Origin of the sequence: Chitinophaga pinensis (assembly GCF_007896845.1) — a bacterium.
Taxonomy (GTDB): Bacteria; Bacteroidota; Bacteroidia; order Chitinophagales; family Chitinophagaceae; genus Chitinophaga; species Chitinophaga pinensis_C.
The window spans coordinates 1-25,887 of sequence record NZ_VOHS01000032.1 but is presented as its reverse complement, the minus strand read 5'-3'; the positions used below and the strand labels follow the sequence as shown (position 1 = coordinate 25,887).

Annotated in this window: 26 protein-coding genes; 15 read left to right on the top strand and 11 right to left on the bottom strand. The window is 45.0% G+C overall.

The window, feature by feature from the left end; translation table 11 throughout:
* Nucleotides 1–80: 80 nt before the first annotated feature.
* The 4 genes from FEF09_RS22790 to modA all read right to left on the bottom strand — a co-directional run bounded on the left by FEF09_RS22790 (nt 81) and on the right by modA (nt 3,291).
* A complete protein-coding gene (locus FEF09_RS22790) occupies nt 81–878 on the bottom strand; it encodes a glycerophosphodiester phosphodiesterase (protein WP_186774468.1) in 798 nt (265 codons plus the stop codon).
* Nucleotides 879–992: 114 nt separating this feature from the next.
* Nucleotides 993–1,841: an ABC transporter ATP-binding protein gene (locus FEF09_RS22785; protein WP_146307249.1), complete on the bottom strand. Its 849-nt coding sequence runs from the start codon at nt 1,839–1,841 to the stop codon at nt 993–995.
* A 24-nt stretch (nt 1,842–1,865) separates the two neighbouring features.
* On the bottom strand, nt 1,866–2,234 hold the full coding sequence (locus FEF09_RS33470) for a molybdate ABC transporter permease subunit (protein WP_261387682.1): 369 nt from the start codon (nt 2,232–2,234) through the stop codon (nt 1,866–1,868).
* A 301-nt stretch (nt 2,235–2,535) separates the two neighbouring features.
* A complete protein-coding gene (modA, locus tag FEF09_RS22775; RefSeq protein WP_146307248.1) occupies nt 2,536–3,291 on the bottom strand; it encodes a molybdate ABC transporter substrate-binding protein in 756 nt (251 codons plus the stop codon).
* 198 nt (nt 3,292–3,489) lie between these two features.
* On the opposite strand from modA, the gene FEF09_RS22770 reads away from it, so the two are divergent.
* The 8 genes from FEF09_RS22770 to FEF09_RS22740 all read left to right on the top strand — a co-directional run bounded on the left by FEF09_RS22770 (nt 3,490) and on the right by FEF09_RS22740 (nt 11,555).
* Nucleotides 3,490–4,149, top strand: a complete 660-nt coding sequence (locus FEF09_RS22770) for an AraC family ligand binding domain-containing protein (RefSeq protein WP_222597078.1) — start codon at nt 3,490–3,492, stop codon at nt 4,147–4,149.
* Complete coding sequence (locus FEF09_RS31745) at nt 4,146–4,427, top strand: helix-turn-helix domain-containing protein (RefSeq protein ID WP_222597077.1); 282 nt, start codon at nt 4,146–4,148, stop codon at nt 4,425–4,427. The genes FEF09_RS22770 and FEF09_RS31745 overlap by 4 nt, the downstream gene beginning before the upstream one ends.
* A gap of 86 nt (nt 4,428–4,513) precedes the next feature.
* A complete protein-coding gene (locus tag FEF09_RS22765) occupies nt 4,514–5,356 on the top strand; it encodes an SDR family oxidoreductase (protein ID WP_146307247.1) in 843 nt (280 codons plus the stop codon).
* 383 nt (nt 5,357–5,739) lie between these two features.
* Entirely contained in the window at nt 5,740–8,223 is a 2,484-nt protein-coding gene (locus FEF09_RS22760; protein WP_146307246.1) for a DUF2339 domain-containing protein, read from the top strand.
* On the top strand, nt 8,201–9,085 hold the full coding sequence (locus FEF09_RS22755) for a hypothetical protein (protein WP_146307245.1): 885 nt from the start codon (nt 8,201–8,203) through the stop codon (nt 9,083–9,085). Before FEF09_RS22760 ends, FEF09_RS22755 begins: the two co-directional genes overlap by 23 nt.
* 70 nt (nt 9,086–9,155) lie before the next feature.
* The gene (locus FEF09_RS22750; RefSeq protein WP_146307244.1) at nt 9,156–9,800 is read left to right on the top strand and encodes an HAD family hydrolase; all 645 of its coding nucleotides are present in this window, start codon (nt 9,156–9,158) and stop codon (nt 9,798–9,800) included.
* Nucleotides 9,801–10,279: 479 nt separating this feature from the next.
* Complete coding sequence (locus FEF09_RS22745) at nt 10,280–10,909, top strand: DUF4136 domain-containing protein (RefSeq protein ID WP_146307243.1); 630 nt, start codon at nt 10,280–10,282, stop codon at nt 10,907–10,909.
* Nucleotides 10,910–10,934: 25 nt separating this feature from the next.
* Nucleotides 10,935–11,555 (top strand): outer membrane beta-barrel protein, encoded by a 621-nt coding sequence (locus tag FEF09_RS22740; protein WP_146307242.1) that lies wholly within the window; start codon nt 10,935–10,937, stop codon nt 11,553–11,555.
* A gap of 65 nt (nt 11,556–11,620) precedes the next feature.
* Here the strand turns inward: FEF09_RS22740 and FEF09_RS22735 are convergent, their stop codons facing one another.
* The 3 genes from FEF09_RS22735 to pyrF form a co-directional block, all read right to left on the bottom strand.
* Entirely contained in the window at nt 11,621–12,643 is a 1,023-nt protein-coding gene (locus FEF09_RS22735) for an FAD:protein FMN transferase (RefSeq protein ID WP_146307241.1), read from the bottom strand.
* Nucleotides 12,644–12,682: 39 nt separating this feature from the next.
* Nucleotides 12,683–13,861, bottom strand: a complete 1,179-nt coding sequence (locus FEF09_RS22730) for an acyl-CoA dehydrogenase family protein (RefSeq protein WP_146307240.1) — start codon at nt 13,859–13,861, stop codon at nt 12,683–12,685.
* Between the two features lie 147 nt (nt 13,862–14,008).
* Nucleotides 14,009–14,833: an orotidine-5'-phosphate decarboxylase gene (gene pyrF, locus FEF09_RS22725; protein ID WP_146307239.1), complete on the bottom strand. Its 825-nt coding sequence runs from the start codon at nt 14,831–14,833 to the stop codon at nt 14,009–14,011.
* Between the two features lie 263 nt (nt 14,834–15,096).
* On the opposite strand from pyrF, the gene FEF09_RS22720 reads away from it, so the two are divergent.
* Nucleotides 15,097–15,960 (top strand): sugar phosphate isomerase/epimerase family protein, encoded by an 864-nt coding sequence (locus FEF09_RS22720; protein WP_146307238.1) that lies wholly within the window; start codon nt 15,097–15,099, stop codon nt 15,958–15,960.
* 21 nt (nt 15,961–15,981) lie between these two features.
* A complete protein-coding gene (locus tag FEF09_RS22715) occupies nt 15,982–17,337 on the top strand; it encodes a Gfo/Idh/MocA family protein (RefSeq protein ID WP_146307237.1) in 1,356 nt (451 codons plus the stop codon).
* A gap of 82 nt (nt 17,338–17,419) precedes the next feature.
* Here the strand turns inward: FEF09_RS22715 and FEF09_RS22710 are convergent, their stop codons facing one another.
* Nucleotides 17,420–18,517 carry an Mrp/NBP35 family ATP-binding protein gene (locus FEF09_RS22710; RefSeq protein WP_146307236.1) on the bottom strand — a complete coding sequence of 366 codons (1,098 nt, stop codon included), beginning with the start codon at nt 18,515–18,517 and terminating at the stop codon, nt 17,420–17,422.
* A gap of 168 nt (nt 18,518–18,685) precedes the next feature.
* Between FEF09_RS22710 and FEF09_RS22705 the strand changes: the two genes are divergently transcribed.
* Nucleotides 18,686–19,366 (top strand): carboxypeptidase-like regulatory domain-containing protein, encoded by a 681-nt coding sequence (locus tag FEF09_RS22705; protein ID WP_261387681.1) that lies wholly within the window; start codon nt 18,686–18,688, stop codon nt 19,364–19,366.
* 39 nt (nt 19,367–19,405) lie between these two features.
* Entirely contained in the window at nt 19,406–20,302 is an 897-nt protein-coding gene (locus FEF09_RS22700) for a 3-hydroxyacyl-CoA dehydrogenase family protein (RefSeq protein ID WP_146307234.1), read from the top strand.
* 106 nt (nt 20,303–20,408) lie between these two features.
* Here the strand turns inward: FEF09_RS22700 and FEF09_RS22695 are convergent, their stop codons facing one another.
* The 3 genes from FEF09_RS22695 to ribD are packed head-to-tail and all read right to left on the bottom strand — an operon-like array spanning nt 20,409 to nt 23,674.
* Nucleotides 20,409–21,017: an IMPACT family protein gene (locus tag FEF09_RS22695; protein WP_146307233.1), complete on the bottom strand. Its 609-nt coding sequence runs from the start codon at nt 21,015–21,017 to the stop codon at nt 20,409–20,411.
* A 3-nt stretch (nt 21,018–21,020) separates the two neighbouring features.
* Nucleotides 21,021–22,619 (bottom strand): hypothetical protein, encoded by a 1,599-nt coding sequence (locus FEF09_RS22690; protein ID WP_146307232.1) that lies wholly within the window; start codon nt 22,617–22,619, stop codon nt 21,021–21,023.
* A complete protein-coding gene (ribD, locus tag FEF09_RS22685; RefSeq protein WP_146307231.1) occupies nt 22,616–23,674 on the bottom strand; it encodes a bifunctional diaminohydroxyphosphoribosylaminopyrimidine deaminase/5-amino-6-(5-phosphoribosylamino)uracil reductase RibD in 1,059 nt (352 codons plus the stop codon). The genes FEF09_RS22690 and ribD overlap by 4 nt, the downstream gene beginning before the upstream one ends.
* A 77-nt stretch (nt 23,675–23,751) precedes the next feature.
* Here ribD and prmC point away from each other — a divergent pair, with 77 nt between their 5' ends.
* From prmC to FEF09_RS22670, 3 genes are all read left to right on the top strand, one after another.
* Nucleotides 23,752–24,612 (top strand): peptide chain release factor N(5)-glutamine methyltransferase, encoded by an 861-nt coding sequence (prmC, locus tag FEF09_RS22680; protein ID WP_146307230.1) that lies wholly within the window; start codon nt 23,752–23,754, stop codon nt 24,610–24,612.
* 50 nt (nt 24,613–24,662) lie between these two features.
* Nucleotides 24,663–24,812, top strand: coding sequence for an AAA family ATPase (locus FEF09_RS34920; protein ID WP_409994876.1), 150 nt, complete (start codon nt 24,663–24,665; stop codon nt 24,810–24,812).
* A 706-nt stretch (nt 24,813–25,518) separates the two neighbouring features.
* Entirely contained in the window at nt 25,519–25,818 is a 300-nt protein-coding gene (locus FEF09_RS22670; RefSeq protein ID WP_146307272.1) for an AAA family ATPase, read from the top strand.
* The last annotated feature ends 69 nt before the right edge of the window (nt 25,819–25,887 follow it).

Genomic DNA, 25,887 nt, shown 5'->3' with positions numbered 1-25,887 from the left:
TGGTTATTGGCCTGTTTACCCGCTCTTGCGGTTTCACTTCCGGCCTCATTAACAGCCATTTTTATACACCCGGCTCTTCTTTATCGTTGAAATAAGGGTAAATACTCCGCATCAATCTGAAAACATTGTACACCGGCACCTTTTAGCGCGGCTGCCTGCTCCGCTGATCTGGATACCGCTTCTCCCGGTTGAAATGCCCACGCATTGATCACACCCACCACCAGCATATGACGACGGTGTGCCCATTCATAATCCTCTCTGCTGATCTTATCGGAAAAAAGATAATAATTGGATGCCTTGTAGTCAGGTCTGTTGATATTGGTTTCCAGCTGCTCACGGGTACAACTGAGCCTGATCTTCCCGGTGAAGTATTCGGTGGATTCGTCTGTACCGATCATCAGTGCGCTTTTGTACAGGTCATATTGCTGCAACAATGTGATCAACCGGGTCCAGACAGCTGTATCATTTCCCTCCAGCTTATTATCTATCATGACTCCCAGTTTCCCTTTACATTGTGCCAGCACCTCCTCAAACCGCTGTACACGATAGCCATTGGCATTGCGTAGTTTACTGATAGCCTCCCAGGTCATAGAAGAAACGGTGGCATCCAGACCAAAAGAATGACGAAAATTCTTATCGTGGTGAGTGATCAGTACACTGTCTTTAGTCATCCGCAGATCAACTTCGACCATCCAGTAGCCTTCGGCAATTGCCCTGATCAGGGCCTCTTTACTATTCTGATCGGTTGTACTATCTACAACGCCGCCCCTGTGGGCAATCAGACGCCAGGATTTTGCAGGGGGCTGAGATTGGGCATATAACTTTACACTTGCCAGTAAAAGCACAATAAACAGGAGAGATTGAACTGATTGTTTCACATCGTAGTTTTTGAACATTCACGATCATGCTATACACAATAAAAGTAAACGCATTCTTCCTGCTATGCAATACCGCAACATTTAATTAACGTTGGCGGGGATTAGTCACTTACACTATAATTTCTTCAAATGATACATTTCAACATTACAGGAAATATCCACCGTGTCATTCACCCCTATATCTTTCCGGGCTGATTTTAACCGTAACATACCACTCTCTACCTGTACGAGCACCTCTCCATTCGCGGCTACAGCTACTACCCTTCCCTTCAATCCGGAACTATCTTCACTATTCATAAAGAATGCTGCCGGAGACGCCTGCTGCTGAAACCTGCCATTCTCGAGGTGAATCACCGTATCTGCTAATTTCACCATTTCCTCTGCATTATGACTCACCAGAATAGTAGTCAGCCCATAACGTTTATGTACGTCCAGTAAAGTCTCCTGTAATTGTGCACGCATACCACTATCCAATGCAGATAAGGGCTCATCCAGTAATAATAAAGCCGGCTTTTTGGCGATAGCCCTTGCCAATGCGACACGTTGTTGCTGTCCACCGGAAAGGGTCTGTATTTTTCTCTTTGCAAGATTCTTCAATCCGGTTAATTCAAGCAGTTCATCCACGATAACACGGGACTCGTTCTTTCGCAATGCGAAAGCAATATTCTCTTCCACATTCATATTGGGAAACAGGGCATAATCCTGAAATACAAAGCCGATACTCCTATGTTGTGCCGGCATATGAAACGCTTCTTCACCATAAAACCAAAAGTCGCTCCCCACTTTTATATAACCATTATCCGGTTTCATAAACCCCGCCAGCATACGCAATACGGAAGTCTTTCCTGCCCCTGATACCCCATACAAGCCTACAAATTGCCCTCTTTCAATGCGTGCGCTGACATTGAATGGCATTTCTCCCTCTGCAGTATGTAAAGTCTTCTGTAAAGCGAAATCAATCATAAGCTGTATATAGCTATTGGAAGATTAATAAAATTTTGACTGTCCTGCCTTCCGGTTGAATGCATAGAGCACTAACAGGATAGAAAAAGACAAGGCCAGCAGGATACCGGCATAAACATTCGCATTGTGGTAATTGAAGGCTTCTACTTCGTCGTAGATAGCGATAGAACCTGTACGGGTTTTACCGGGTATATTCCCTCCGATCATCAATACCACACCAAACTCACCCACAGTATGTGCAAATGTCAGTACGATACCTGTTAATAAGGATGGTTTGATATTAGGTAACAGTACTCGTAAGAAAGTCTCCCATTTCGACTTGCCCAAAGAGTAACTGGCTTCTCTCAGACTTGGTGGTAATGATGAAAAACCCGATTGAACAGGATGCACCATAAACGGCAGACTATAAATAACCGAAGCAATCAGCAAACCACTATAAGAAAACACGACACGTACGTCAAACGTCTCCTCCAGCCAATGACCGAAAAATTTGCAGGGCTAAACGCCAGCAGGAGATAAAAGCCGATCACTGTCGGGGGCAATACCAGCGGCATACTGACGATGGCTTCAATCAGGAGACTGAACACCGTCTTCTTCACAGCTAACAAATAAGCTAAAGGCACTGCCACAATGAACAATATCAGTGTCGTGTTCAATGCCAGTTTTAAGGTAAGCCATATAGGATCCAGTTCTATCATTTTACGATATATCCAAACTGATGATAAATTGCTTTGGCTTTCGCTGAATACAGAAAATTATAGAACTTCTCTGCGGCGGCCTTATTGTTCTCCTGTGCATGTTTGAGTAAGGCAGCTGATTGTTCAATAGCCGGATAGTCTTTCGTATTTAATTCCACCCAGATACCCTTCCCTTTCATTTCTTCAGAAATGACAATCGACTTTGCAGTAAAACCAATATCCGCATTTTGTGTGGCAATAAACTGGCTGGTCTGGGTAATACTTTCTCCTCTTATCAATCTGGTGGCAACTTTGTCATAGAGGCCATATTTTTGCAGGATTGCTGCTGCGGCACTGCCGTAAGGAGCCGTCTTCGGATTGGCGATCGCGATGCTTTTAATGTTTGCACCCAGCAATACTTTCATAGCAGCATCCGGACGAATACCGGGCTTTGCACTCCATAACACCAGCAACCCCTGCGCATATACTTTTGGCGGCAATAGTGTAAAACGGTTCTCAGCCAGTTTTTGCGGAAAGTCTTTGTCCGCCGATACAAAAATGTCAAAAGGAGCCCCGTGCATGATCTGTTGGGTGAGACCACCGGAAGCGCCTGTCACCACATCTATCTTTGTTTTGTCTGTCTTGTTATATTCTGCTATCAGGGCCTTGATCGTGTATTGCATATTCGCAGCAACAGCGACGGTTAGTTTCGCCTGTGCGGATAATTGTATTACAGCAAGGCTGAGTATAAAAACAAAGAATAGTTTCTTCATAATTTGTAGTTCTGGTCAATAAATCGGTTAGCATACCATGTTTACCGGCCATTTATATACCAAATTTAACAATATTAATAACGACAAAGCAACTCATTACTTCAGGAGTCAGCATCCACGACATCAACGACGGTGCAGGCATCAGGCTGTAGTTATGCATTATTGCGCGTAGCGCTGATAAAAATCGTAATTTTCAGTATGGAAAAAGATGTGCCGCGCCTTGGGCTGGAAAGTTTTGCAAATGAAAATTTCAAAGTTCCCTTTCTAAATGTGGAACTCTATCCGCTTGATGCAAAATACTTCAGTGTGGAAAACAGGGAACGTTATCCTGTAAAGGACTACATCTCCCCTAACCGCCGGCAGTTTTACAAGATCTTTCATATGACAGCAGGAACGGGTGTTCTTACTGTCGGCCTGCATCAATACCTGATGAATGCAGGGGAGATTGCCTTTCTGCATCCTGATGAAATCATGTCATGGCAGACAACATCCGCAGAAACGGGCGGACACTTTTGCCTGATCCATCCCGCATACTTTACACAGGAAACACATTTACTGCAACTGTTCAGGAATTATCCTTTCTTCCAGCCAGCCAATGCTGTCATTCAGCTGACGGAGCAGCAATCGGTCAATATCAACAGGTCATTTGAACTGATATGGGAAGAAGACCGTGGACAAAACGAAGATAAAAAACAGGCCATCCTGCTGCATCTGCAGATGATATTGCTGGAAAGCCAAAGGGCGGGCAGAAACCTCGTCAATTCGGCCGTTCCGGATAATTATCGGTATATACACGGTTTTCTGTCGTTGTTGGAAACCAATTTTCAGGTAAAACGCCGGATGACGTTGTTAAGATGAAAACAGCCGGAGAGTTTGCCGACCGGCTGAATGTACACCCTAATTACCTGAATACGCTGGTGAGGAACCAGACCGGCAAGACCCTGCGGGAACATATTCAGGACAGATTACTATATGAGGCCAAAGTACTGTTACTGCAAACAGACTGGGATATCAATGCCATCAGTTATGCGCTTGGGTTCTCAGAACATGCTGCCTTTACCTCCTTTTTCAATAAAAAAGCACATGTCTCTCCTTCCAGATTCCGGAAAAATGCCCTGTCGCAGGTGAATATTTGAAACTCACAAGTATTGTTACGGTTTGATCAAGCCCCGGCCGGGTGAATGTCTGTTCCTTTGTGTCATAAAATTAAAACATCAGAATTATGGACACACAAAGAAAAACATGGTTTGTAACAGGCTGTTCGCAGGGTATTGGTCTTGAACTGGTGAATCAGTTACTTGCAGCAGGATATAACGTAGCCGCTACCGGCCGTCACCTCGATACATTAAAAAAAGCGGTAGGGAATAATTCCGCACAGTTCCTCCCTTTACAGGTTGACCTGAATGATGAAACAAGCATTGCAAAGGCGGTAGATGCCACTATCGGACAGTTCAAATCTATTGATGTACTGGTGAATAATGCAGGTTATGGTCTGATAGGTGGTATAGAAGAAACGTCTGCCAAAGAAGCGCAGGCTATTTTTGATATCAATGTGTTTGGGCTGCTGAACGTGACCCGTGCCGTATTACCACACATGCGTGCGGCAGGCAGCGGTCGCATATTCAATATCTCCAGCGTATTTGGATTGATTGCAGGTGGTGGCTGGGGCCTCTACTGTGGCAGTAAATTCGCTGTGGAGGGTATTTCTGAAGCACTGGCACAGGAAGTACAACCATTCGGTATACAGGTAACCATTATCGAACCCGGATATGTACGTACAAACTTCCTGAGCAGCGGTTCTATTACGGTTCCGGAACATCCGATAGCAGCGTACAGCGCTATTCAGGAGGAGAAACGTAAACATAAAGAGGAAGTACCCGGTACACAATTGGGCGATCCGGCAAAACTGGCAGCAGTCATGATTGCTACCTCAACAGCTGCAGAAGCCCCTTTGCGTCTGCTACTGGGTTCGGATGCACTGCAGTTTGCCAATTATAAGATAGATATGCTACAGAAGGGCATTGCGGCTAACCGTGAAGTAACCCTTTCTACAGATTTCAAATAACTTTCCTTTCGGCCCAAAGCCGCTGAACCACCCGCTGTACGACTACAGCGGGTGGTTTTATTATAGAGATATCCACACGAAAAAAAAGACTACTTTATATTAAAAAATAGAATATATTTGTTGAGTACTAGAGAGTAAGGTCGCATTTATACCGATATATATTCACGTATGACAGGTCGTTTTACCCCTTTTGTCATTGACGACGATCAGCACAAGGCAAACAACCTGCAGCATAATATCTGGCACGTGTTGCTCCTGAAATCCATCAACAATTCGTTTACTCAGTTGCAATGTTGATATAGCCTCGTGTTCCTTTGAATGCGGGGCTTTTTATCAATTATCAACTATATTCATGCAATACTCCCATTAAATACCTATAGCTTATGGCTGTAATTACGTTCATCCTGCTAATTGTAATCCTGATCATTGTTATTAACACGGGGAACGCTCTCAAAAGTAAACTCGTGGAGCTCGAATATAAACTGGAGCGGCTACTGCGACAACAACAGGAAACAGGTCCACCTTCCGCCAGCGAAGCGTATACACCACGCCATGATTGGGACAGACAAGCAACTGTCAGACCGGAGTCCAGACCTTATACACCACCACCTATTGTTGAAGATGTACCCCCTCCGCCTCCACCACCGGTAACAGTAACACCTGTCATAGACATCCCGGCTACCCCGGAACCAGTATCTGCTACTCCTGCATCAGAAGCAGCATTTACTGCTTATGACGCAACGCCGGTTGAAAACGAAGCATCCGGCACTGCAGATATTTCCGGTGTATCAGAACAGGCCGCCGCCTTTACGCCCGCGCCACCGATGGAACCTACACCATCCTTCTGGGAAAAAAATCCGGATCTGGAGAAATTTATCGGGGAGAACCTGTTCAACAAAATTGGTATTGCCATACTCGTTATCGGTATCGGTTTCTTCCTGAAATATGCGATAGATAACAACTGGATCAATGAAACCGGTCGTACCTTCATCGGTATTCTTTGTGGAGGTATCCTGATCGGCGTTGCACATCGTTTGCGCAAAACATTCAATGCTTTCAGCTCCGTGCTGGTAGGCGGTGGTGTAGCTGTGTTATATTTCAGTATTACTATTGCTTTTCAGCAGTATCACCTGATCAGTCAGACACTGGCTTTTATCATGATGATACTGATCACCGCATTTACAGTCGTACTTTCACTCAGCTATGACAGAAAGGAGCTGGCCGTATTTGCTATATTAGGCGGATTCTCTTCTCCTTTACTGATAAGCACCGGTGCAGGCAATGCAACTGTTTTATTTAGTTACATACTGATCCTGAATGTGGGTATGCTGATACTGGCATACTATAAGAAGTGGAATATTGTTAACATTATCAGCTATGCGGCGACCATCATCCTGTTTGGTAGCTGGTTATTAATCGGAGCCGTCAAACAGGCAACACCTCCTTATATAACGGCGCTTGTATTTGCAACACTGTTCTATATCATATTCTTCCTGATGAATGTGGTGAATAATCTGAAGCAGCGCGTACCATTTAAGGCGACGGAGATCATAGTCCTGCTGAGTAACACCTTCCTGTATTATGCAGCAGGTATGCTGATACTTTCACACATACAGCATGGCATGTTCCAGGGTTTGTTCACTGCATGCATTGCCATATTCAATTTCATTTTTGCATACTCTCTGTATCGTAATCAGCATGCTGATAAAAACCTGATCTATCTGCTGATTGGTCTTACCCTGAGCTTTTTGAGTCTTGCGGCGCCGGTACAGTTGAATGGCAATCATATCACCTTATTCTGGGCAGCGGAAGCAGTATTACTACTATGGTTATTCATGCGTTCACGCCTGCCTCTGATGAAATACGCAGCCTGTATTGTATTTGTGCTGATGACATTCAGTCTGCTGATGGACTGGGAACAGGTATACGGCGACTTACGTTATGCACAATCCCACAATATGTGGCCATTCCTGAATCAGGGCTTTATCACCGGGGCTGTATGCACAACAGCTGTCTTTATGATCAGACATTTGCTGAAGAAAGAAACGGAAGAAAAGTTCCTGCCTGAGATACCGGCATCTGCGGTAAGATATGCCTTTGGTTTACTGGCAGTGATCCTTATTTATACCACAGGCATACTGGAACTTTATTACCAGACAGATGTGCACTGGCCGGCCATCAACCCTATCTGTTCGGGGATTTACAATTACGCGTTTCTGGCTTTTGTATTGTACCGTAGCAGGAAAGAGCATGCGTTGCTACAGCTGGCAGGTATTATACTTTCAGCAATATCCTTTATCGTATTTATCGCATATTATAACTGGGTGATCATCGATGTGCGTACCGCCTATCTGGAAGCAAATAAACCACTCGCACATTTCCTGCTGTCTTATCTGTTGATGGTGGGTCTGCTGACCATGCTGTATCAGGCATATCTGACCGTAAAGGCATCCGGTAAGAAGGACGTTATACACATATTTCAGTGGGTAGCCACCTTCGTATTATTGTATGTATTGAGTGCTTCACTTGATCATATAGTGGCGCTGGCAAGCTACCGTCCGGGCATACAACATGCAGAACTGGAGAATACCAGTCAGCGTATGGGATATAGCATATTATGGGGTGCTTTTGCCTTTGTCCTTATTTACCTCGGATTCAGATGGCAGTCAAAACAGGTGCGTATTATCTCTATCAGCCTTTTCGCACTCACATTACTGAAGCTTTTTGTATTCGATCTGCGCAATCTTTCAGAAGGAGGCAAGATCGCTGCATTTATTTCCCTTGGTATACTGCTGCTGGTCATTTCATTCATGTACCAGCGCCTGAAAAAAATACTACTGACAGATGAAGACAAGACAGCCAGCTAAGTTCCTGCAGTTATTTATCTTATTACTGACGATAACAGGTTTGTCTGCCACCGCTCAACAATTTGCGTGGCAGGCGGACCTGCCGGTCACACCCGATTCAGGGTTTTATAACATCCCTGTAACACCTGCATTGGTGGCTAAAAGTAATGGCGCCGATCTGCGGGATATCCGGATCTATGATCAGCAAAAAGTGGTTTCCTATATACTGGGCTGTGACAGCAACCAGTTCATTGCTTTACCGGCTCCTGTCATCACACCCGTAAAAGAAGCGCCTGCAACAAAGACAGTGCTGCATCTTCAGTTTGCCGCAGCATCCCTGATCAAACAGTTACAATTCCAGATCAATACGCCCGGTTATTACTACCGTATAGCCTATATTACCGACGACTGGCAATCAGGTATTGCATCCGGCGAGCGGTTTGCACTGGCTACGGGACAAGCCAATACCGTTAAACTGCGTACACCTGTAAAAACGACGGAGTGTTACATCGTGATAGAAAACGAGGACAATCAGGCACTCAAAGTACAAGCGGTTCGTGCGTGGCAGGCGGCTTATCACCTCACCACTTGGCTGGAAAAAGGAAAAAGTTATGTCGTAAAGACCGGTAATCCGGCGCTGAGCGTACCAGTATATGACCTGCCTTATTTCGCAGGAAAACTGCCCGCCCGTATTCCTGTATTAAAAGCAGACAATATCATTGCTGCTCCCGGCGTTATAACTGCAAAGCCAACTACAGTTGCGAACGAAGAACCTACAATCTTTAAAACCAAAGGATGGATCTGGGCCGGAATCATAGGTATCATCATACTCATCTCATTGCTTACCATCAGATTACTCAGAGATATGCGTGAAAACAAATAAGCCTGATTTCTGCATCATTGCAACAATTTATATTTTTCCCTAATTTATAAAATACATTACCTTTATCCACATGAATACTGCTGCTACTAAAAATTATTCCAACCTGGTCTTTGATCTTGGCGCCGTGCTGATAGATTGGAACCCGCGTTATCTGTACAACAAGATATTTGCGACAGCAGCAGAAACTGACTTTTTTCTTTCTAATATCTGTACTTCCGCCTGGAATGAAGAACAGGATGCCGGCAGAAGCCTGCAGGATGCCACAGAATTGCTGATTACCCAACATCCGCAATTTGAGGCCGAAATAAGGGCCTTTTATGGTCGTTGGAAGGAAATGTTAGGTGGGCAGATCGAAGAGACCGTAGAGGTGCTCAGAGAGCTGAAAGAATGCAATCAGTTTAAACTATACGCACTGACAAACTGGTCCAATGAAACTTTTCCGCTGGCTTTGGTAACTTATCCGTTCCTGCAATGGTTTGACGGTATTGTTGTGTCAGGAAGAGAGAAGATCCGTAAACCGGATGCGGCGTTCTATAACCTGCTGCTGGACCGTTATGATCTGGATCCTTCTTCGACTTTATTCATTGACGATAACGAACGTAATATCCGTGGTGCAGCTGCCTGTGGCATTGATGGTATTCATTTTACTTCTGCCATGCAGTTAAAAAGTGAGCTGGCAGAAAGAGCCGTTTATTTATCCGCAGTACATTCATAAATTTTTATAGCTGATAAACGGCGATTCAGGTTATACCTGAGTCGCCGTTTTCTTTTATAGAACTTTACTGTATTCACTGTACTATTACCTTGCTCAGCATTATCATGCAACCGGCGGGCCGTCCGATATCCTTGTGTTATCCTGCTCTCAACACCCAATCCGTAACAACTCATCCCCTGTTGTGCGGTCAATTGTGCTCATTCTGGCAGCATGCTCACCTTATATCTGAAGAAATTTAATACCAACTGTACTTCCTGTAATTTTCAATTCTTATGCGTTACCAATGCTGAGCGTGTTTTATGAATACCTTAACATTTCCCGGATAAACCTCATGTAACATCAGTTGTTCAAATACGTTATACAATTGTGCTATTACAAACTGCGGAAGCCATTGGCACATTTCATGTATCTGTAATTTACAGAAGGTCTCATTTCCTCCCTTTACCTACTGAGAGAACAACAAAATAAAACCCGTGAATATGAAAAGAGTCATGTTATTAATGTGTGCCGCATTAGGCGTACTGTCATTCAGCAGCTGCAGTAAAGATCCGCTGAAAGATATGACAGAAGAAGAATCAAGGATCTATGTAACTAACTACGACGACAGCGTAAATTTCTCATCCTATAAAACGTTCAGCATCGTCGATTCGGTGGCCGTGGCAACGAATTCCGGCGAAGGGCGTGCGTCAACTGACTATGATAAGAAACTGATCGCAGACGTAGCTCAGGCGCTGGAAGCCCGGGGTTACACGCGTATTGACAGGGCTGCAAAACCAGACCTTGCCATCAATCTTACCCGTATTGACAATACTTACAGCGCTATTTATTATGATCCGGGTTACTGGACAGGTATTGGTGGTTATTATGATCCGTTTTATTGGGGCTATCCCGGTTATGGTTATTACTGGCCGACTTATTATCAGGTCTATCAGAAAGAGCGTGCCGTATCAATCGATATGGTTGACCTGAAAAATCCGCATAACAATCAGCTGGTAGCGGTATGGAACGCGATGTTGCGCGGTAGTGGCGTATGGAACATCAACAATGTGGACAGTATGGTATCGGCTGTTTTTGCACAGTCTACCTATCTGAAAGCAAGCAACAATTAATGAATTCACTTTAAAAGAGACTGAGATGAAAAGTATAAAGCTCTGGATATTGCTGATGATTGCCTCTCTGGGCGTACAAAGCGCTTTTTCGCAGGTACGTTCCCCTTTATCCATCAACGTAGATTATTCGATCGCACAGCCTTTTGGCTCCCTGAAGAACTATACCGATAAAACCAGTTTCCGCGGCTGGCGGGCAGGTCTGCAATATCAGCTGAACGATCAACTGGCTATTGGCCTCAGAAGCGGATTTCAGGAATTTTATCAGCGTGTGCCACGTGCCGTTTATTCCGATAAAGGAACAGATATATCTGCTGTGCAGACACGTACTTTACAGGTAACACCGATACTGGCAACCGTGCAATATCAGCTGACAAAACCTGATGCTGCTATTATTCCTTATGTAGGTCTGGGCGTAGGTACCGTGAACATGCTTTACAATAAATATTACGGTCAGTTTACCGACAGAGATAACAGCTGGCAGTTTGCCGTTTCTCCTGAATTAGGGATCAACATTCCATTTGGCAAAGGTTCTCCGTTATTGTTTAATGCGAGTGTGCAATACAGCTACTCTCCTTACAAACAGCAGGAGATTACAAGTTATAACGTGCTACAGGCAAATGTGGGGCTGAGATTTCACATCAACTAAGTATGCTATATACTATAAAAAACCACTTTTCAGGGAGGTTCCGTACATGCACGGAACCTTTCTATTTATAATGTGATCATGTTCTTATACCCGGCGGAAAACGCAACACTGATTTTACCTGTTTCGTCTTTGTAGATGAAATACGCCTCTAAACCGTATGCCGGGTGTTTGCTGACAAATTCGAGTCCTTTATCCACACCCATCAGGATGAGTGCATTGTCAAATCCATCTGCTGTGATCGCATCTTTCGCCATTACTGTCACTGCAATAATATTACTATGTAAAGCCTCTCCGGTAACCGGATCAATGCTATGGGCAAAATGTGTTCCTCCCTGTTCAAAAAATCGACGATAGTTGCCGCTGGTGGTGATGGCCCGGTTATCCAGTTCAAGTAAGGCCTGCGCAGGGGCGTCCTGTACCTGTGCGGATGGTGTTTCTATACCGACTGTCCAGATCTTCCCCCGCTGGTTCTTTCCGTTAGCAGCCAGTTCCCCGCCTACATCTACGAGATAGTTGGTAATACCTTTCTGCTGTAAAAAACGGGCGATGACATCAGTGGTATATCCCTGCGCAATACCATTACAATCAATCTGCACTTCTTTCTTTGCTTTCGTAAGGGTGCGGCCGTGTACTTTCAGATATTTGTAGCCGATATAGTTGAGTATACGTTTCAGGGTGTCAGCAGAAGGTACCGTCCTGACAGCAGGTCTATGCACGCCAAACCCCCACGCATCTACCAGTGGTTTCACCGTAATATCAAATGCGCCTTTGGTTGCTTTACTGATTTCTATGGAACGATGTACCACATTGGCCATGTGTTCGTCCATCTCAACGGACGTCTGTTCGTTGAAGCGATTGATCAGCGAGCCCGGTTTGTAGAGCGAAAGTGAATTATCGATAACGTTGAAGATGGAATCTATCTGCGGCCGCAGACCAGCAGTGTCATCTGAAAGATATTTTACAATAAAATAGGTACCCTGTGCAGGCCCTGATAATTCCTGTAATTGTTGTGCGGATGCGGGTACACACGTACCTAAAATAATACACAGGAGGATATTCCATCCTGCAAAAGCCGATCTGCCGGTCATTATAGTTAGCTGTTGTTTAATAAATATCGGAAACTGTCATCAGTGAAATGCGTCCAGTCCGGTGATATCCTGTCCGGTGATGAGCAGATGGATCTCATGTGTCCCTTCATATGTGATCACACTTTCCAGATTCATCATATGGCGCATGATCGGATATTCTCCTGTGATGCCCATTCCTCCTAATATCTGACGTGCATCTCTGGCAATACGGGTGGCTATTTCACAGGCATTCCGTTTGGCCATGGAGATCTGTGCAGCGGTAGCTTTCCCTTCATTTTTTAATACCCCCAGACGCCAGTTCATTAACTGTGCTTTGGTGATTTCGGTGACCATTTCCGCCAGCTTTTTCTGCGTCAGCTGAAAGCCGGCAATAGGTTTACCAAACTGTATGCGTTCTTTCGCATAACGCAGGGCCGTATCGTAACAATCCATAGCGGCCCCTGTTACTCCCCATGCAATGCCATAACGCGCGGAGGAAAGGCAGCTAAGGGGCCCTTTCAGTCCTTTTGCGTCAGGCAATATATTTTCTTTCGGCACTTTTACATTGTCAAATACCAGTTCTCCGGTAGCACTCGCACGCAGACTCCATTTGCCTTTTGTTTCCGGTGTGGTAAATCCTTCCATTCCGCGCTCCACGATGAGTCCGCGGATCTTACCTTCCTCATCTTTTGCCCATACTACCGCAATCTGCGCGAAAGGTGCGTTGGATATCCACATTTTGGCACCGTTCAGGATCACATGGTCACCGGCATCTTTGAAGTGGGTGATCATACTTCCCGGATCAGAACCAAAATTGGGTTCTGTCAGGCCAAAGCAGCCCATCCATTCCCCGCTGGCCAGTTTAGGCAGGAACTTCCGTTTTTGCGCTTCGCTGCCATAGGTAAAGATCGGGTACATGACCAGTGAGCCCTGTACAGAGGCGGTAGACCTGACCCCGCTATCTCCTCTTTCCAGCTCCTGCATCATCAGGCCGTAGGCAATATGGTCCATACCGCCGCCGCCATATTCCTGTGGAATAGTCGGACCAAAGCAGCCCAATTCACCTAAGCCTTTGATAATCTGGGAGGGAAAACTTGCCTGCTGACAGGCATCTTCTATAATCGGGGATATTTCTTTTTTCACCCATTGGCGTACGGCATCGCGCACCATGAGATGTTCTTCGGTCAACAAACCATCTACGTGGAAATAATCGGGAGATTGAAACAGGTCTTTAAGCATGTGGAACACGTTTTAAGTCTGTCTCAATTTAATGATTCACTGACAAAAAAAGTCCATAGTCTGCGAACATTCCATGAAAGGAGATGAATGCTGACTATGGACTGCTATATTTCAGCCGCTGACAGGGGCACTGTCTACCGGACTGAATTAAGGAACGATGGTCTGTTTTACACTAAGATATTCGGCCATTTCCTGTTGCAGCTGTTGAGCGGCATTACGGGCATCCTGCGCGAAATCTTCGCCGTTACCGGCATAAATGATGGAGCGGCTGGCATTTACCAGTAATCCGCAGTCTTTGTTCATCGCCTGTGCGGAGATCTCCTGCAGACTACCACCCTGTGCACCTACACCCGGTACCAGGAAGAAGTGATCAGGTACCAGTTTTCGGATATATCCCAGCTGAGCGGACTGTGTGGCGCCTACCACAAACATCAGGTTGTCAGGCGTACCCCAGCTCATACCAGCCTTCATTACTTTTTCATACAGCATCTCGTCGCCTGCTGACTGTAACTGGAAGTCCTGACTGCCTTCGTTGGAGGTAAGACCCAGCATAATGGTCCATTTCTCGTTGAATGCCAGAAAAGGCAGCACGCTGTCACGTCCCATGTAAGGCGCAACGGTCACTGCGTCAAAGTTATATGTCTCGAAGAATGTTTTGGCGTATTGTGTGGAGGTATTGCCAATGTCTCCACGTTTTGCATCTGCAATGGTAAACAGCCCGGAAGGGATATATTCCACCGTACGTTGCAGGCTCTCCCAGCCACGGATACCCATACACTCATAGAAGGCAGTATTGATCTTATAGGATACACAGAGATCCTTTGTTGCATCAATAATGGCCTTGTTAAAAGCAAATACGGGGTCTGGATGGGAAAGTAGATGGCGGGGGATCTTTTGAAGATCAGTATCTAATCCCACACAGAGATAAGATTGCTTCTCTTTAATCAGATTCACCAGTTCCTGTCTGTTCATAAAAGATTGATTTGGGGCGCAAAGTTAAGTAAAACTTAAGCAATGCCGTTTGAAATGAAAATATTAATAAAATATGGAATACAGTATACAGTTCCCGGACTAATATAAATATAGGGAAAAAGTATCGGAAAGCGGCTGGCGGGGCGAATCTGCTCTTTTTCAGTCAGATAGGTGCCGGTGAATGGCAGTATCCTATAGTGACCTTTTGGATTTATAAAATATTGTTCCTAACTTTTAGCCTTCCCGTTCATGAAAAAGAAATTATGAAAAACTATTCCTGGCTGCTATTTTTTGCGATATTCCTGCAAGCTTTGCAATCGAATGCACAAACCGGATTACCAAAAGTTGGTGTCTGTACTTCCCGTGCAAATGACAGTTTACTACACGCTTCCGGCTATGTATATATAGAGGAAAGTGTACAAAAGCTCCTGTCTCCTGCCATACCGGAGGATACATTTAATGTACAACTGGCCCAGCTGCGAAAGATGCAGTGTCAGGTACAGACCTGTAATAGTTTCTTTCCGGCTGAAATCCGCCTGACGGGTCGGGAGGTAAACGAGAATAAGGTGCTGGACTATGTAGAACACGTCATGACAAGGGCCAAACGGGCTGGTATTGAACTGATTGTATTAGGAAGCGGTAATTCGCGTAAACTGCCGGATGGCTATAATAAAGACACGGCCACCATGCAATTTGTCGATCTGTGTCGCAAAATGGCGGTTGTAGCCGGGAAATATGGTCTGGTGATCGCGATAGAAAACCTGAATACGACGGAGACCAATTTCGTGACCACACTGGAAGAAGCGAATGCCGTCGTAATGGCGGTGGGTCATCCCAACTTCAAACTGACCGCAGATATCTATCATATGCTGAAGGAGCATGAATCGCCTGAAATGTTGAAAAAGGCGGCTAAAAATCTGGTACACTGTCATATTGCCGAAAGAGAAAAACGCACTGCTCCCGGCTCCACCGGAGATGATGTAAAGCCTTATATCGCAGCACTGGGTAATATCGGCTATACCGGCCGGATTTCACTGGAATGCCGTTGGGACAATATGCAGGCACAGACCCGCCCTACTCTGGTGTATATGGAGCAGCAGATCAACAACGCTTACAAAAAACAATAACCACTTTAAATCTCATATAGAATGAAATCACGTCGTGAATTCCTGAAAGATTCCCTGCTTACCTCCGCAGGTATAACACTCAGTGCCATGGGCCTTCCTGCCAGCAGCTATGCCCGTATTATGGGCGCCAATGACAGGGTCAATGTAGGATTGGTAGGCTTTTCTGACCGTGCAAGACAGACGTTACTGCCCTGTTTCTTTTCCAACCATAAAGAACTGAATTTTGACATGATCGCGGTATCTGATATCTGGAGCCGCAGACGTGAAGAAGGAAAGGCCTTCCTGCAGCAGAAGGCAGGTCATGACATCAAAGCCTGTGTCAATAACGACGAATTATATAAGATGAAGGATCTGGATGCGGTGATGGTTGCAACAGCCGATTTCCAGCACGCTTATCATACCATAGAGGCCGTAGGTAATAAAATGGACGTGTACTGTGAAAAACCATTTGCAGAAACCATGGACGATGCCCGTAAAGCTCTGAAAGCGGTAAAAGACTCCGGTAAGATCTTTCAGGTAGGTACACAGCGCCGTAGCGGTGATAGTTACCATGCAGCCAACAATTTCATCAAGGAAGGCAAATTCGGTCCGATCACCATGGTGGAAATGACCTGGAACGTGAATCAGCCCGGTCGTTGGCGCAGACCAGCACTGGTAAAAGAGATCCGTCAGGAAGATACAGACTGGACACGTTTTTTGGCTGGTCGTCCGAAAGACAACTGGGATCCGCGTAAATATCTGGAATATCGTCTGTTCTGGCCTTATTCTTCCGGCATTTTCGGTCAGTGGATGACACACCAGATCGATACTGTACACTGGTTTACCGGTCTGCAGCATCCACGTTCAGCAGTTGCCAACGGCGGTATTTATATGTGGAAAGATGGTCGTGTGAATGCGGATACGATCACAGCGGTATTTGACTATGGTCCGCAGAATGATCCATCCAGCGGCTTTCAGGTATCTTACAGTTCCCGTTTCTCCAACTCTTCCGGAGGTACCAAAGAAATGTACTATTCCAACGGTGGCACTATTGATATAGACAAGAACAAAATTACTCCGGCGGGTGGTTTAACAGAAAGAGAAGCGCAGGAAATGGGCCTTCATGCCAATCTGCTGCCGGAAATGACATTGGCGACCAACGAAACCAAAATAGCTACTTCCGCTAATATGGGCGGCGATCCGCTGACCAATGCCCACGTGCGTAACTGGATGCAGTGTGTACGTGACCGCAAACCGGCCAATGCGCCGATCGAAGCAGCTTACTCTCACTCTATCGCGCTGATCATGGCCAATGCGGCTTATCGTACTGGTCTGAAAGCAACTTTCGACGAAAAAACGCAGGAAGTGATGGTAGGTGGTAAGCCATTTATTATGTAGTGGTATCAGATGCGCTATAAAAACGAAAAAAGCCATCCGCTGAAAGCGAGATGGCTTTTTTATATAGAAGAACATTGATTGCTTATACAAAGACCTCAACGATCTTGGTAGGCGGCACATTCGCATTTCTCATAGCGATGTTACGCGCCACGATGCTGGCAGTACCCATAAAGGACAGTTTGGTTGGATTATCTCCACCCACCATCGCCGGAACACCATCATCACCACCTTCACGGATGCTTTGCACCAGTGGTATCTGACCCAGGAACGGTATTTCCAGCTGTTCTGCCAGACGTTTACCGCCTTCCTGACCAAATATGTAGTATTTATTATCAGGCAGCTCGGCCGGGGTAAAATAGGCCATATTTTCAATCAGACCGAGGATCGGTACATTGATCTGACCGCCACCAAACATAGCGATACCTTTTTTGGCGTCAGCCAGTGCCACATCCTGCGGAGTGGTCACCATTACCACGCCTGTTACCGGTACGGTCTGTACCAGTGTCAGGTGTACGTCGCCTGTACCTGGAGGCGTATCTATTACCAGGTAATCCAGTTCGCCCCAGTTTACGTCTGTGAGGAACTGTCTCAATGCGCTGCTGACCATAGGGCCACGCCATACAACTGCCTGCTTCTCATCTATCAGAGACCCGATTGACATCAGTTTGATGCCATGTTTTTCTATCGGGACAATCATGCCTTTTCCTTCTACAGTTTCCATCATCGGGCGTTCTCCGCGAATACCGAACATGATGGGCACGGACGGACCATAAATATCTGCATCCATCAGTCCTACCTTTGCACCGCCTTCGGACAGTGCCAGGGCCAGGTTAGCTGCTACAGTGGATTTACCTACGCCTCCTTTACCGGAAGCTACAACGATGATATTTTTCACGTTAGGTAATACACTCCGGGCATCTTTCCTGTTGGAGTTTACGTTGGCTGTCATATTCACTTGAACTTCCGCTTCCTTACTTACAAGGTGGTGAATTGCATTCACACAAGCATTCCTGATCAGATCTTTCAGCGGGCAGGCAGGGGTAGTCAGGACAACGGTAAATTTCACCTTATTACCATCAATCTCAATGTCTTTCACCATATTCAGTGTTACCAGGTCCTTCCCCAGATCAGGCTCTTCCACATTGCTCAAAGCCTTCAATATCTGCTCCGTAGTGATCATAAATAGTTGTTAATTTTAATTCCAGGATGCAAAGTTAACCCAATTGGGAGTTAATTTGTCCCCGCTGTCATAGTTTTTGTCGATCTCGTTTCCATTCATCCTCTATATTGACTGGAACACAATCCTATGGCCAAGGTTTTAAAACAAATAATTTATCTTAGAGGCGGCATGAATAAAAAATGTACCTACATACTGTTGTCTTTCCTGTTTCTTCCTTTCCTGGTGAAGGCCCAGCTATCTCAATTTAAAGACAGCATCATCCAGATTTCCGGTATTACCATGACAGCAGACAGCCTCCGGGCAGTACCTGCAGTAAGTGTATTGGTAAAAGGACAACGCCGTGGTACTATTTCCAACAGCCAGGGTGTGTTTTCAATCGTTGCTTTTAAAGGAGATACCCTGACGTTCAGCGCTGTAGGTTTTAAAAAGAAAGACTATAAGATCCCGCTGACCCTGCCGGGAAACAATTATTCCATGATACAACTGCTGGTGGATGATACCACGTATCTGCCGGTAACCATTATCAGACCCTACCCTACCAGAGAAGAGTTTGATAAGGCATTTGTAAGCACCGACATTCCGGATGACGAATATGAACTGGCCCGTAAGAACACCGAGAATGCCCGTATGCGTGCACTTTCCCGTTATACACCACCGGATGCGCGCGAAGCAACCAACATGTTCCTGAACAAACAGGCGCAGTCACTGTACTACGCAGGTCAGGTCCCTCCACAGAATATCCTCAACCCTATGGCATGGGCACAGTTTATCCAGGCCTGGAAACGGGGTGACTTCAAAAAACAGAATAATAACAACTACAGCTACGGCGGTACCGATTATGGTTATTAGCCGGATGGCCTGAGTACCATCTCTTTAAATCAATACACCATGCAACAAATTGCTGTCATCGGCGCAGGTACCATGGGAAATGGTATTGCACACGTATTTGCACAGAACGGTTTTAAAGTGAACCTCATTGATGTTTCTGCCCCCGCGTTGGAAAAAGCGCTGCAAACTATTGACAAAAACGTGGAGAGACAACTGAGCAAAGGAACTATCACAGAAGAGATCAGACAGCAGACCCTGCAGAATATCGCTACATTCACCGATATTCCTAATGGCGTGAAATCGGCTGAACTGGTTGTAGAAGCAGCTACAGAAAATACAGACCTGAAGCTGAAGATCTTCCGTGAACTGGACCAGCATACAGCTCCTGACGCTATTCTGGCGACTAACACCTCTTCCATTTCCATCACCAGCATCGCGGCTGTTACCAAAAGACCCGAAAAGGTCATCGGTATGCATTTCATGAACCCGGTGCCGGTTATGAAACTCGTAGAGATCATTAATGGCTACGCCACCACCAGAGAAGTGACCGACGCCATCGTTACACTGTCTGAAAAATTAGGCAAAATACCTTGTGTCGTCAATGACTATCCGGGCTTCATCGCCAACCGCATCCTGATGCCGATGATCAATGAATCCATCTATTCGCTGTATGAAGGTGTGGCTGGTGTCGCTGAAATTGATACCGTGATGAAACTGGGTATGGCCCATCCGATGGGACCATTACAACTGGCTGATTTCATCGGACTGGATGTATGTCTTTCTATCATGCGCGTACTGCACGACGGCTTCGGTAATCCGAAATATGCTCCTTGTCCGCTGTTAGTAAATATGGTGACAGCAGGCTATCTGGGGGTGAAAAGCGGTGAAGGATTTTATAAGTATGAAAAAGGCAGTAAGGAGCTGGTAGTCAGCAGCCGGTTCTTAACTAAGCATTAGGAATCAGGAATGCAGCAGAGATTACCGCGAATGTTACATAAAATAAGAGGCGTCCATTACTATGGGCGCCTCTTATTTTATACTCATGACTTATAAAATATAATTCCTACTTCTTCTCTTTCATCTCCTTGATCTCCAGTCCCCTGATATCATTCAGCTTCAGCAAAGTATGCTCCTGTACAGCTTTCGGCACTCCGATATCCATCGAACAAAACAGCTGTAATTCCTGTGCGTATATTGTACAGTTCTGTTGTTTCACAACTGTCATAATTTCGTTCAGAATCGTATAATCAAAAGTGAGATGATATTTTGCTTCAACATTCTTTTGCACTGCCGGTATAAGTTGCAGGACCATTGACGTAGATGCTTTATAAGCATTGATCAGGCCCGGGGCACCCAGTAATGTACCACCGAAATAACGTACTACCACGACCAATACATCTGTCAGTTGCTTGCTGTCTATCTGTCCCAGAATGGGTTTACCTGCCGTACCTGAAGGCTCTCCGTCATCATTGGCACGGAACTGTAATCCGTCAGTTCCCAGTCTGTAAGCAAAGCAGTGATGCGTTGCCTTCGGGTGTTCTTTCTTGATCTCCTGCAGGCATTCCTTCACCTGATCTACTGTTTTCACAGGCCAGGCATAGGCCAGGAACTTACTGCCCCTGTCCTTGAATTCTGCCATTGCAGACTTTTCTATTGTATAGTAAACTTCCATGCGTTATTTTTTTCGGGGTTTCCCTTTTTCGGGTTTGCCGGCAGAAACAGGCTTCGGCTCATATACGATCAGCAGCATATTATTCTGCTTCATATTTGTCTTAATGCTCACAAATCTACGTAAAGCACCGGCTACAATCCGCAATACTGCTGTATTAGGAGGAATACTGCCCAGATTATCTGCTACCATAATCAATCGGTTCTCTCCTTCCTGCAGCGTAACTTTCAGTAGCTGGCGTTTCTTTTTTACCGGAAATCCAGTCACCACTTCCTGCCCATTCAGACGAATAGAAATACTGTCTCCATCTTCTGCCGCATCATCCCAGAGTTCCAGTAATATCTCTGATTCCTGTACTTTAAATGTCTTTTCCAGCAGACTGTTCTTACGCTCTGTGATACGCTTATCATCAATAGGTTTCAGCAATACCGGTTTAACCGTATCCCATGCCGGATGGGCAGTATTTTTGCCTCTCAGAATGGTCATATCTCCATGCTGTGTGACTGTTGTTTCTGTTGAAGAGGATGGCTGTCCGGTAGTATTGGCTGTTGTATTATCGGTCGGACTTACGATCTTCCCGTTTACTATAGATGACCCTTGTCCTGTTATATTCGTATTTACATCATTCGTGGCTTCCCGGGCATCAGCACTTAGCTTATTAAGATGAATCTGCTGTGTGCTATCAGTAACAGGCTTACGTGGTATACGGTTCAGCTGCGCGACCAGGAAAGTGGCGTACCGGTTAGGACGATCAGTAAAATCGTATATGTACCGGCCAGTAGAACTCTTTATACGAAACGAGCCGGTATTAGGCGGAAGACGGCCATAATTATCTGCAAAAAAAGTAACGATGTTAATACCTGTATCCAGCGGCAACTGAAACACCTTACCTGTTTCATTGATGTAAGCTTTATCCAGTAACACTTTTCCGTTGTGCAGCAGTGTTACAGTATCTTTATCGACCGCATCTTCATCCCGGATAGAAAGCGGTACAATGCTATCGTAAATATCTACTTTATCATAGATGCCGAAATAGATGGAATCGCCTTCCGGATGCAGTATACGTTGGATGTCCTTGTGTTGCCAGGGGATATTATTGATTTTCTTCAGTGCAATTTCCTTTCGGGAAAGCAATTCTCGCAGCAGGTCTTTCATGTATGCATACATCTCATCATCATCATATAGTCCCTGCATGTACAAGTCCTGCGAGTTGATCCACATACGCTGTACGGACAGTTCCGGTGTACTCTTTGCCTCATAGCTCAATGTACCATTCAGGTAGAGCATCCATGCGCCCAGCCGGAAAGGCACCTCTGAAATGGGATACTTATTGCGGCCAATACCCAGCTGTTTGTCATTCTTCTTTGCCAGTAATACCTCATAGGTGCCTGAGAAAGGCGGGTAGATCACTTTCAGTTGAGCAGGATACAAAGTATTATATACAGGGTTGCCGATCTGCAACTGCATTTTTATGCCACCCGTAGTTGGCCATGGTTTATAGTCCATTGACCAGGTACCCACCCATTTATCTTTCTGGGCGCTGGCCGTCAGCATACAGCAACAAAATATGGTCAACAGGTATACAGGACGCAGTATATATCTCATGCCGTCTTTTCCTCCTTTATATTCAGGTAAAACAGTATCTGATCACCTTCCAGTGTTTGTGTTTTTTTCAGCAGTGAATGCGATAATACAGGTGCTTTTACACTCTGCGCCAGTGGATTATTACCAATGATAACACGGGCTTCATCCCACAATCCAGCTCCTGTCATTTCTCTTAACACATGTGCACCACCTTCTACCAATACACTAAGCATGCGTCTGTCATGTAAGATCTTCATCAGCTGTGGCAGCAGAGGTTGAGAGAAATCGGCTGTCACCATTTCTGCGTCAGTCTGTTTTCCTTCTGGTTCACCAGTAACAAATAGTGTGGCAGGTCCATGCCATAAATGATAGTCACGCGGTGTTTTTAATGTACGGTCTATGACAATTCTGACAGGATCTTTGCCTGTCCAGAGGCGATTATTCAGTCGGGGGTTATCCGCAACAGCGGTATTTGTTCCTACCAGTATACCCATTTCTTCACTACGCCAGCGATGTACCAGTCTGTCAGTCAGCGGATTAGAAATACGTACCGGTCTGCCGTCAGCACCTGTCATAAAACCAGCTGCATTTTGTGCCCATTTCAATATGATATACGGCCGTTTTTGCTCATGGAATGTGAAAAAACGGCTGTTCAATTCACGGCAGGCTGCTTCCAATATGCTCGTCCGTACAGTAATCCCTGCGGCCTTCAATATCTCAATGCCTTTACCGGCCACCTGAGAAAAGGTATCCACACAACCGATCACCACGGTGCCTATTTTCTGCGATACGATCAATTCTGCACAAGGAGGCGTTTTGCCATAATGCGCACAGGGCTCCAGACTCACATACATGGTAGCTGCGGGAATCAGGTGTTTATCTGCCGGTTTTACGGAATGCACACAATTTACCTCTGCATGTGCAAAACCATACTGCCGGTGATAACCTTCACCAATAATACGGCCTTCATATACCAATACAGCCCCTACCATTGGGTTGGGCGCTACATTTCCTGCGCCCAGCTTTGCCAGTTGCAGACATCTTTGCATGTAAAATTCATCGGAAGAGCTGTCCATGATCGCGTCTGATATTATACATTTGTGTGCAAAAATATCGTTTCAGCAGGGATTTTCCCTGTAAGACCCATTTTTATATGACTATACAGACCGCCTTTACACATATCGTCACCTCACTGGAACCTATACAGGGTCAGCGTGAAGCTGCCAATATTGCACATATCGTCATGGAGTATGTAACCGGTATGTCTAAGATGGACAGGATCGTATACAAAGAGCGTATGCTGACAGCTGAACAGACTACACAGTTAACAGCTGCAGTAAAAGCCCTCCTGGCACATGAGCCTGTACAATATGTAATCGGCAGCAGCTGGTTTTACGGTATGGAACTGCAGGTGAATCCGCATGTACTGATCCCCCGTCCGGAAACGGAGGAACTGGTGGAATGGATCGTGCAGGATGTCCGTGCTACACATGCCTCACAGCCACGGATATTAGATATTGGTACCGGCAGCGGCGCCATTCCTTTGGCTATTAAGAAAGAACTGCCACAGGCACTTGTGCAGGCAGTAGATGTAAGCGAAGGCGCTATACAAACAGCGAAGGATAACGCTGCAAAGCAACATCTCGATGTTACTTTTGAACTGGTGGATATTCTTAATAAAGCGGCATGGGCGCATTTACCGATATTTGATATTATCGTAAGCAATCCACCGTATATATGTCAGCGTGAAAGTGCGGATATGCAGGAACAGGTGGTATCTTACGAGCCTTCTCTGGCGTTGTTTGTACCAGATGATGATGCGATGTTGTTTTACAGAGAGATCGGGTTGATGGGTAAAGAGAAATTACGGGCTGGCGGAGTCTTGTACTTTGAGATTAATGAAGCGTTTGGCAAAGAGACAGCCGCAGTGTTGGAAGGTATGGGATATGTGGAAGTGGAGATTAAGAAGGATTTGTTTGGGAAGGAGAGGATGGTGAAGGGAGTGTGGAAATAAGGAATAACGGAATTTATTCGATAAATTTATCATTGAACGAAAGAACACGTATGCTGGACAATATCAGGATCAGAAACTTTAAATCAATTGACGATCTTTCCATTGATCTGGGACGGTTCAATGTTTTTATCGGGGAAAATGGATGTGGGAAGAGTAATATTGGAGAGTATAGTATTTGCGGCAGCAGGATTAAATCATAATGTTGAAAATGAACTCCTTTCAGCAAGGGGGGCCAGAGCATCTGACCCACAATTAATGAGAGGCGGTTTACTGAGGATAATAGCAATCAGGATATTTTAATTACGCTTAAAACTTCTGACAAAACTATAGATATCACCTTTCAGAATGATAATCTTCCATTTTCAAAATGGAAGACATCTTTATTAGCAAATGATGGGGCATTAAACGTCGATTTATCTGAATTAAATGATAAAAAAGTTGCAAGCAAAACATATGAGTTATATAGGCAACTATTACAGAGTTTCTTAAGTCTGGAAAAAAATAGCACAATATCTGAAAATGACATTAACGATATTCGCAAACAGCTGGAATTGCTCTCACCCTGGCTTGATCCTACAACTACGCACATTGGACACACTGATATAAGTGGATTTATAATTTTCTCACCTGAAAATTATTTTCTCAGGAACTTCCATCAGGAAGAAACATATGTTGAACCTCTCGGTTCTAAAGGAGAAGGACTGTTAAAACTTCTTAAGGTTATCAAAAAGGAGAAGCCGGTACAATACGAAAGTATAAGAGAAAATCTTTTACTGATTGACTGGTTTGATTCTTTTGATATAAAAGAAGATGCTTCTTTCGGAGATACTGAATTCTATATAACCGACAAATATCTGGAAGATGGTCTGAAATCTTTGACATCAGAAACGCCAATGAGGGTTTTCTATATCTGCTTTTTATATAACTTTATTCACAAGCGACTATACGCCGTCGTTTTTCGCTATCGACAATATAGACACTGCATTGAATCCCAAATTATGCAGTAAATTAATTACCATTTTATCCCAGCTTGCTGTTGAACACAACAAGCAGGTGATCATCACAACACATAATCCGTCAGTACTGGACGGATTGAATCTAAATGATGAAAATGAAAGACTGTTTGTTATCGCCAGAAATGCAAATGGCCACACACGTGCAAGAAGGGTCGAAAAAAAGACACCACTTGATGGGGAACATCCGTAAAGTATCCGAACAATTTCGAGAGGATACATAGGAGGATTACCCAAAAAATTTAAGTGAAAACATTCGGCA

Excerpts from the sequence above, each read along its gene's own strand:
- FEF09_RS22785 (WP_146307249.1), bottom strand. The coding sequence starts at position 1,841 with ATGATTGATTTCGCTTTACAGAAGACTTTACATACTGCAGAGGGAGAA.
- FEF09_RS33470 (WP_261387682.1), bottom strand. The coding sequence starts at position 2,234 with ATGGTGCATCCTGTTCAATCGGGTTTTTCATCATTACCACCAAGTCTG.
- modA (WP_146307248.1), bottom strand. The coding sequence starts at position 3,291 with ATGAAGAAACTATTCTTTGTTTTTATACTCAGCCTTGCTGTAATACAA.
- FEF09_RS22770 (WP_222597078.1), top strand. The coding sequence starts at position 3,490 with ATGGAAAAAGATGTGCCGCGCCTTGGGCTGGAAAGTTTTGCAAATGAA.
- FEF09_RS31745 (WP_222597077.1), top strand. The coding sequence starts at position 4,146 with ATGAAAACAGCCGGAGAGTTTGCCGACCGGCTGAATGTACACCCTAAT.
- FEF09_RS22765 (WP_146307247.1), top strand. The coding sequence starts at position 4,514 with ATGGACACACAAAGAAAAACATGGTTTGTAACAGGCTGTTCGCAGGGT.
- FEF09_RS22760 (WP_146307246.1), top strand. The coding sequence starts at position 5,740 with ATGGCTGTAATTACGTTCATCCTGCTAATTGTAATCCTGATCATTGTT.
- FEF09_RS22755 (WP_146307245.1), top strand. The coding sequence starts at position 8,201 with ATGAAGACAAGACAGCCAGCTAAGTTCCTGCAGTTATTTATCTTATTA.
- FEF09_RS22750 (WP_146307244.1), top strand. The coding sequence starts at position 9,156 with ATGAATACTGCTGCTACTAAAAATTATTCCAACCTGGTCTTTGATCTT.
- FEF09_RS22745 (WP_146307243.1), top strand. The coding sequence starts at position 10,280 with ATGAAAAGAGTCATGTTATTAATGTGTGCCGCATTAGGCGTACTGTCA.
- FEF09_RS22740 (WP_146307242.1), top strand. The coding sequence starts at position 10,935 with ATGAAAAGTATAAAGCTCTGGATATTGCTGATGATTGCCTCTCTGGGC.
- FEF09_RS22735 (WP_146307241.1), bottom strand. The coding sequence starts at position 12,643 with ATGACCGGCAGATCGGCTTTTGCAGGATGGAATATCCTCCTGTGTATT.
- FEF09_RS22730 (WP_146307240.1), bottom strand. The coding sequence starts at position 13,861 with ATGCTTAAAGACCTGTTTCAATCTCCCGATTATTTCCACGTAGATGGT.
- pyrF (WP_146307239.1), bottom strand. The coding sequence starts at position 14,833 with ATGAACAGACAGGAACTGGTGAATCTGATTAAAGAGAAGCAATCTTAT.
- FEF09_RS22720 (WP_146307238.1), top strand. The coding sequence starts at position 15,097 with ATGAAAAACTATTCCTGGCTGCTATTTTTTGCGATATTCCTGCAAGCT.
- FEF09_RS22715 (WP_146307237.1), top strand. The coding sequence starts at position 15,982 with ATGAAATCACGTCGTGAATTCCTGAAAGATTCCCTGCTTACCTCCGCA.
- FEF09_RS22710 (WP_146307236.1), bottom strand. The coding sequence starts at position 18,517 with ATGATCACTACGGAGCAGATATTGAAGGCTTTGAGCAATGTGGAAGAG.
- FEF09_RS22705 (WP_261387681.1), top strand. The coding sequence starts at position 18,686 with ATGAATAAAAAATGTACCTACATACTGTTGTCTTTCCTGTTTCTTCCT.
- FEF09_RS22700 (WP_146307234.1), top strand. The coding sequence starts at position 19,406 with ATGCAACAAATTGCTGTCATCGGCGCAGGTACCATGGGAAATGGTATT.
- FEF09_RS22695 (WP_146307233.1), bottom strand. The coding sequence starts at position 21,017 with ATGGAAGTTTACTATACAATAGAAAAGTCTGCAATGGCAGAATTCAAG.
- FEF09_RS22690 (WP_146307232.1), bottom strand. The coding sequence starts at position 22,619 with ATGAGATATATACTGCGTCCTGTATACCTGTTGACCATATTTTGTTGC.
- ribD (WP_146307231.1), bottom strand. The coding sequence starts at position 23,674 with ATGGACAGCTCTTCCGATGAATTTTACATGCAAAGATGTCTGCAACTG.
- prmC (WP_146307230.1), top strand. The coding sequence starts at position 23,752 with ATGACTATACAGACCGCCTTTACACATATCGTCACCTCACTGGAACCT.
- FEF09_RS34920 (WP_409994876.1), top strand. The coding sequence starts at position 24,663 with ATGCTGGACAATATCAGGATCAGAAACTTTAAATCAATTGACGATCTT.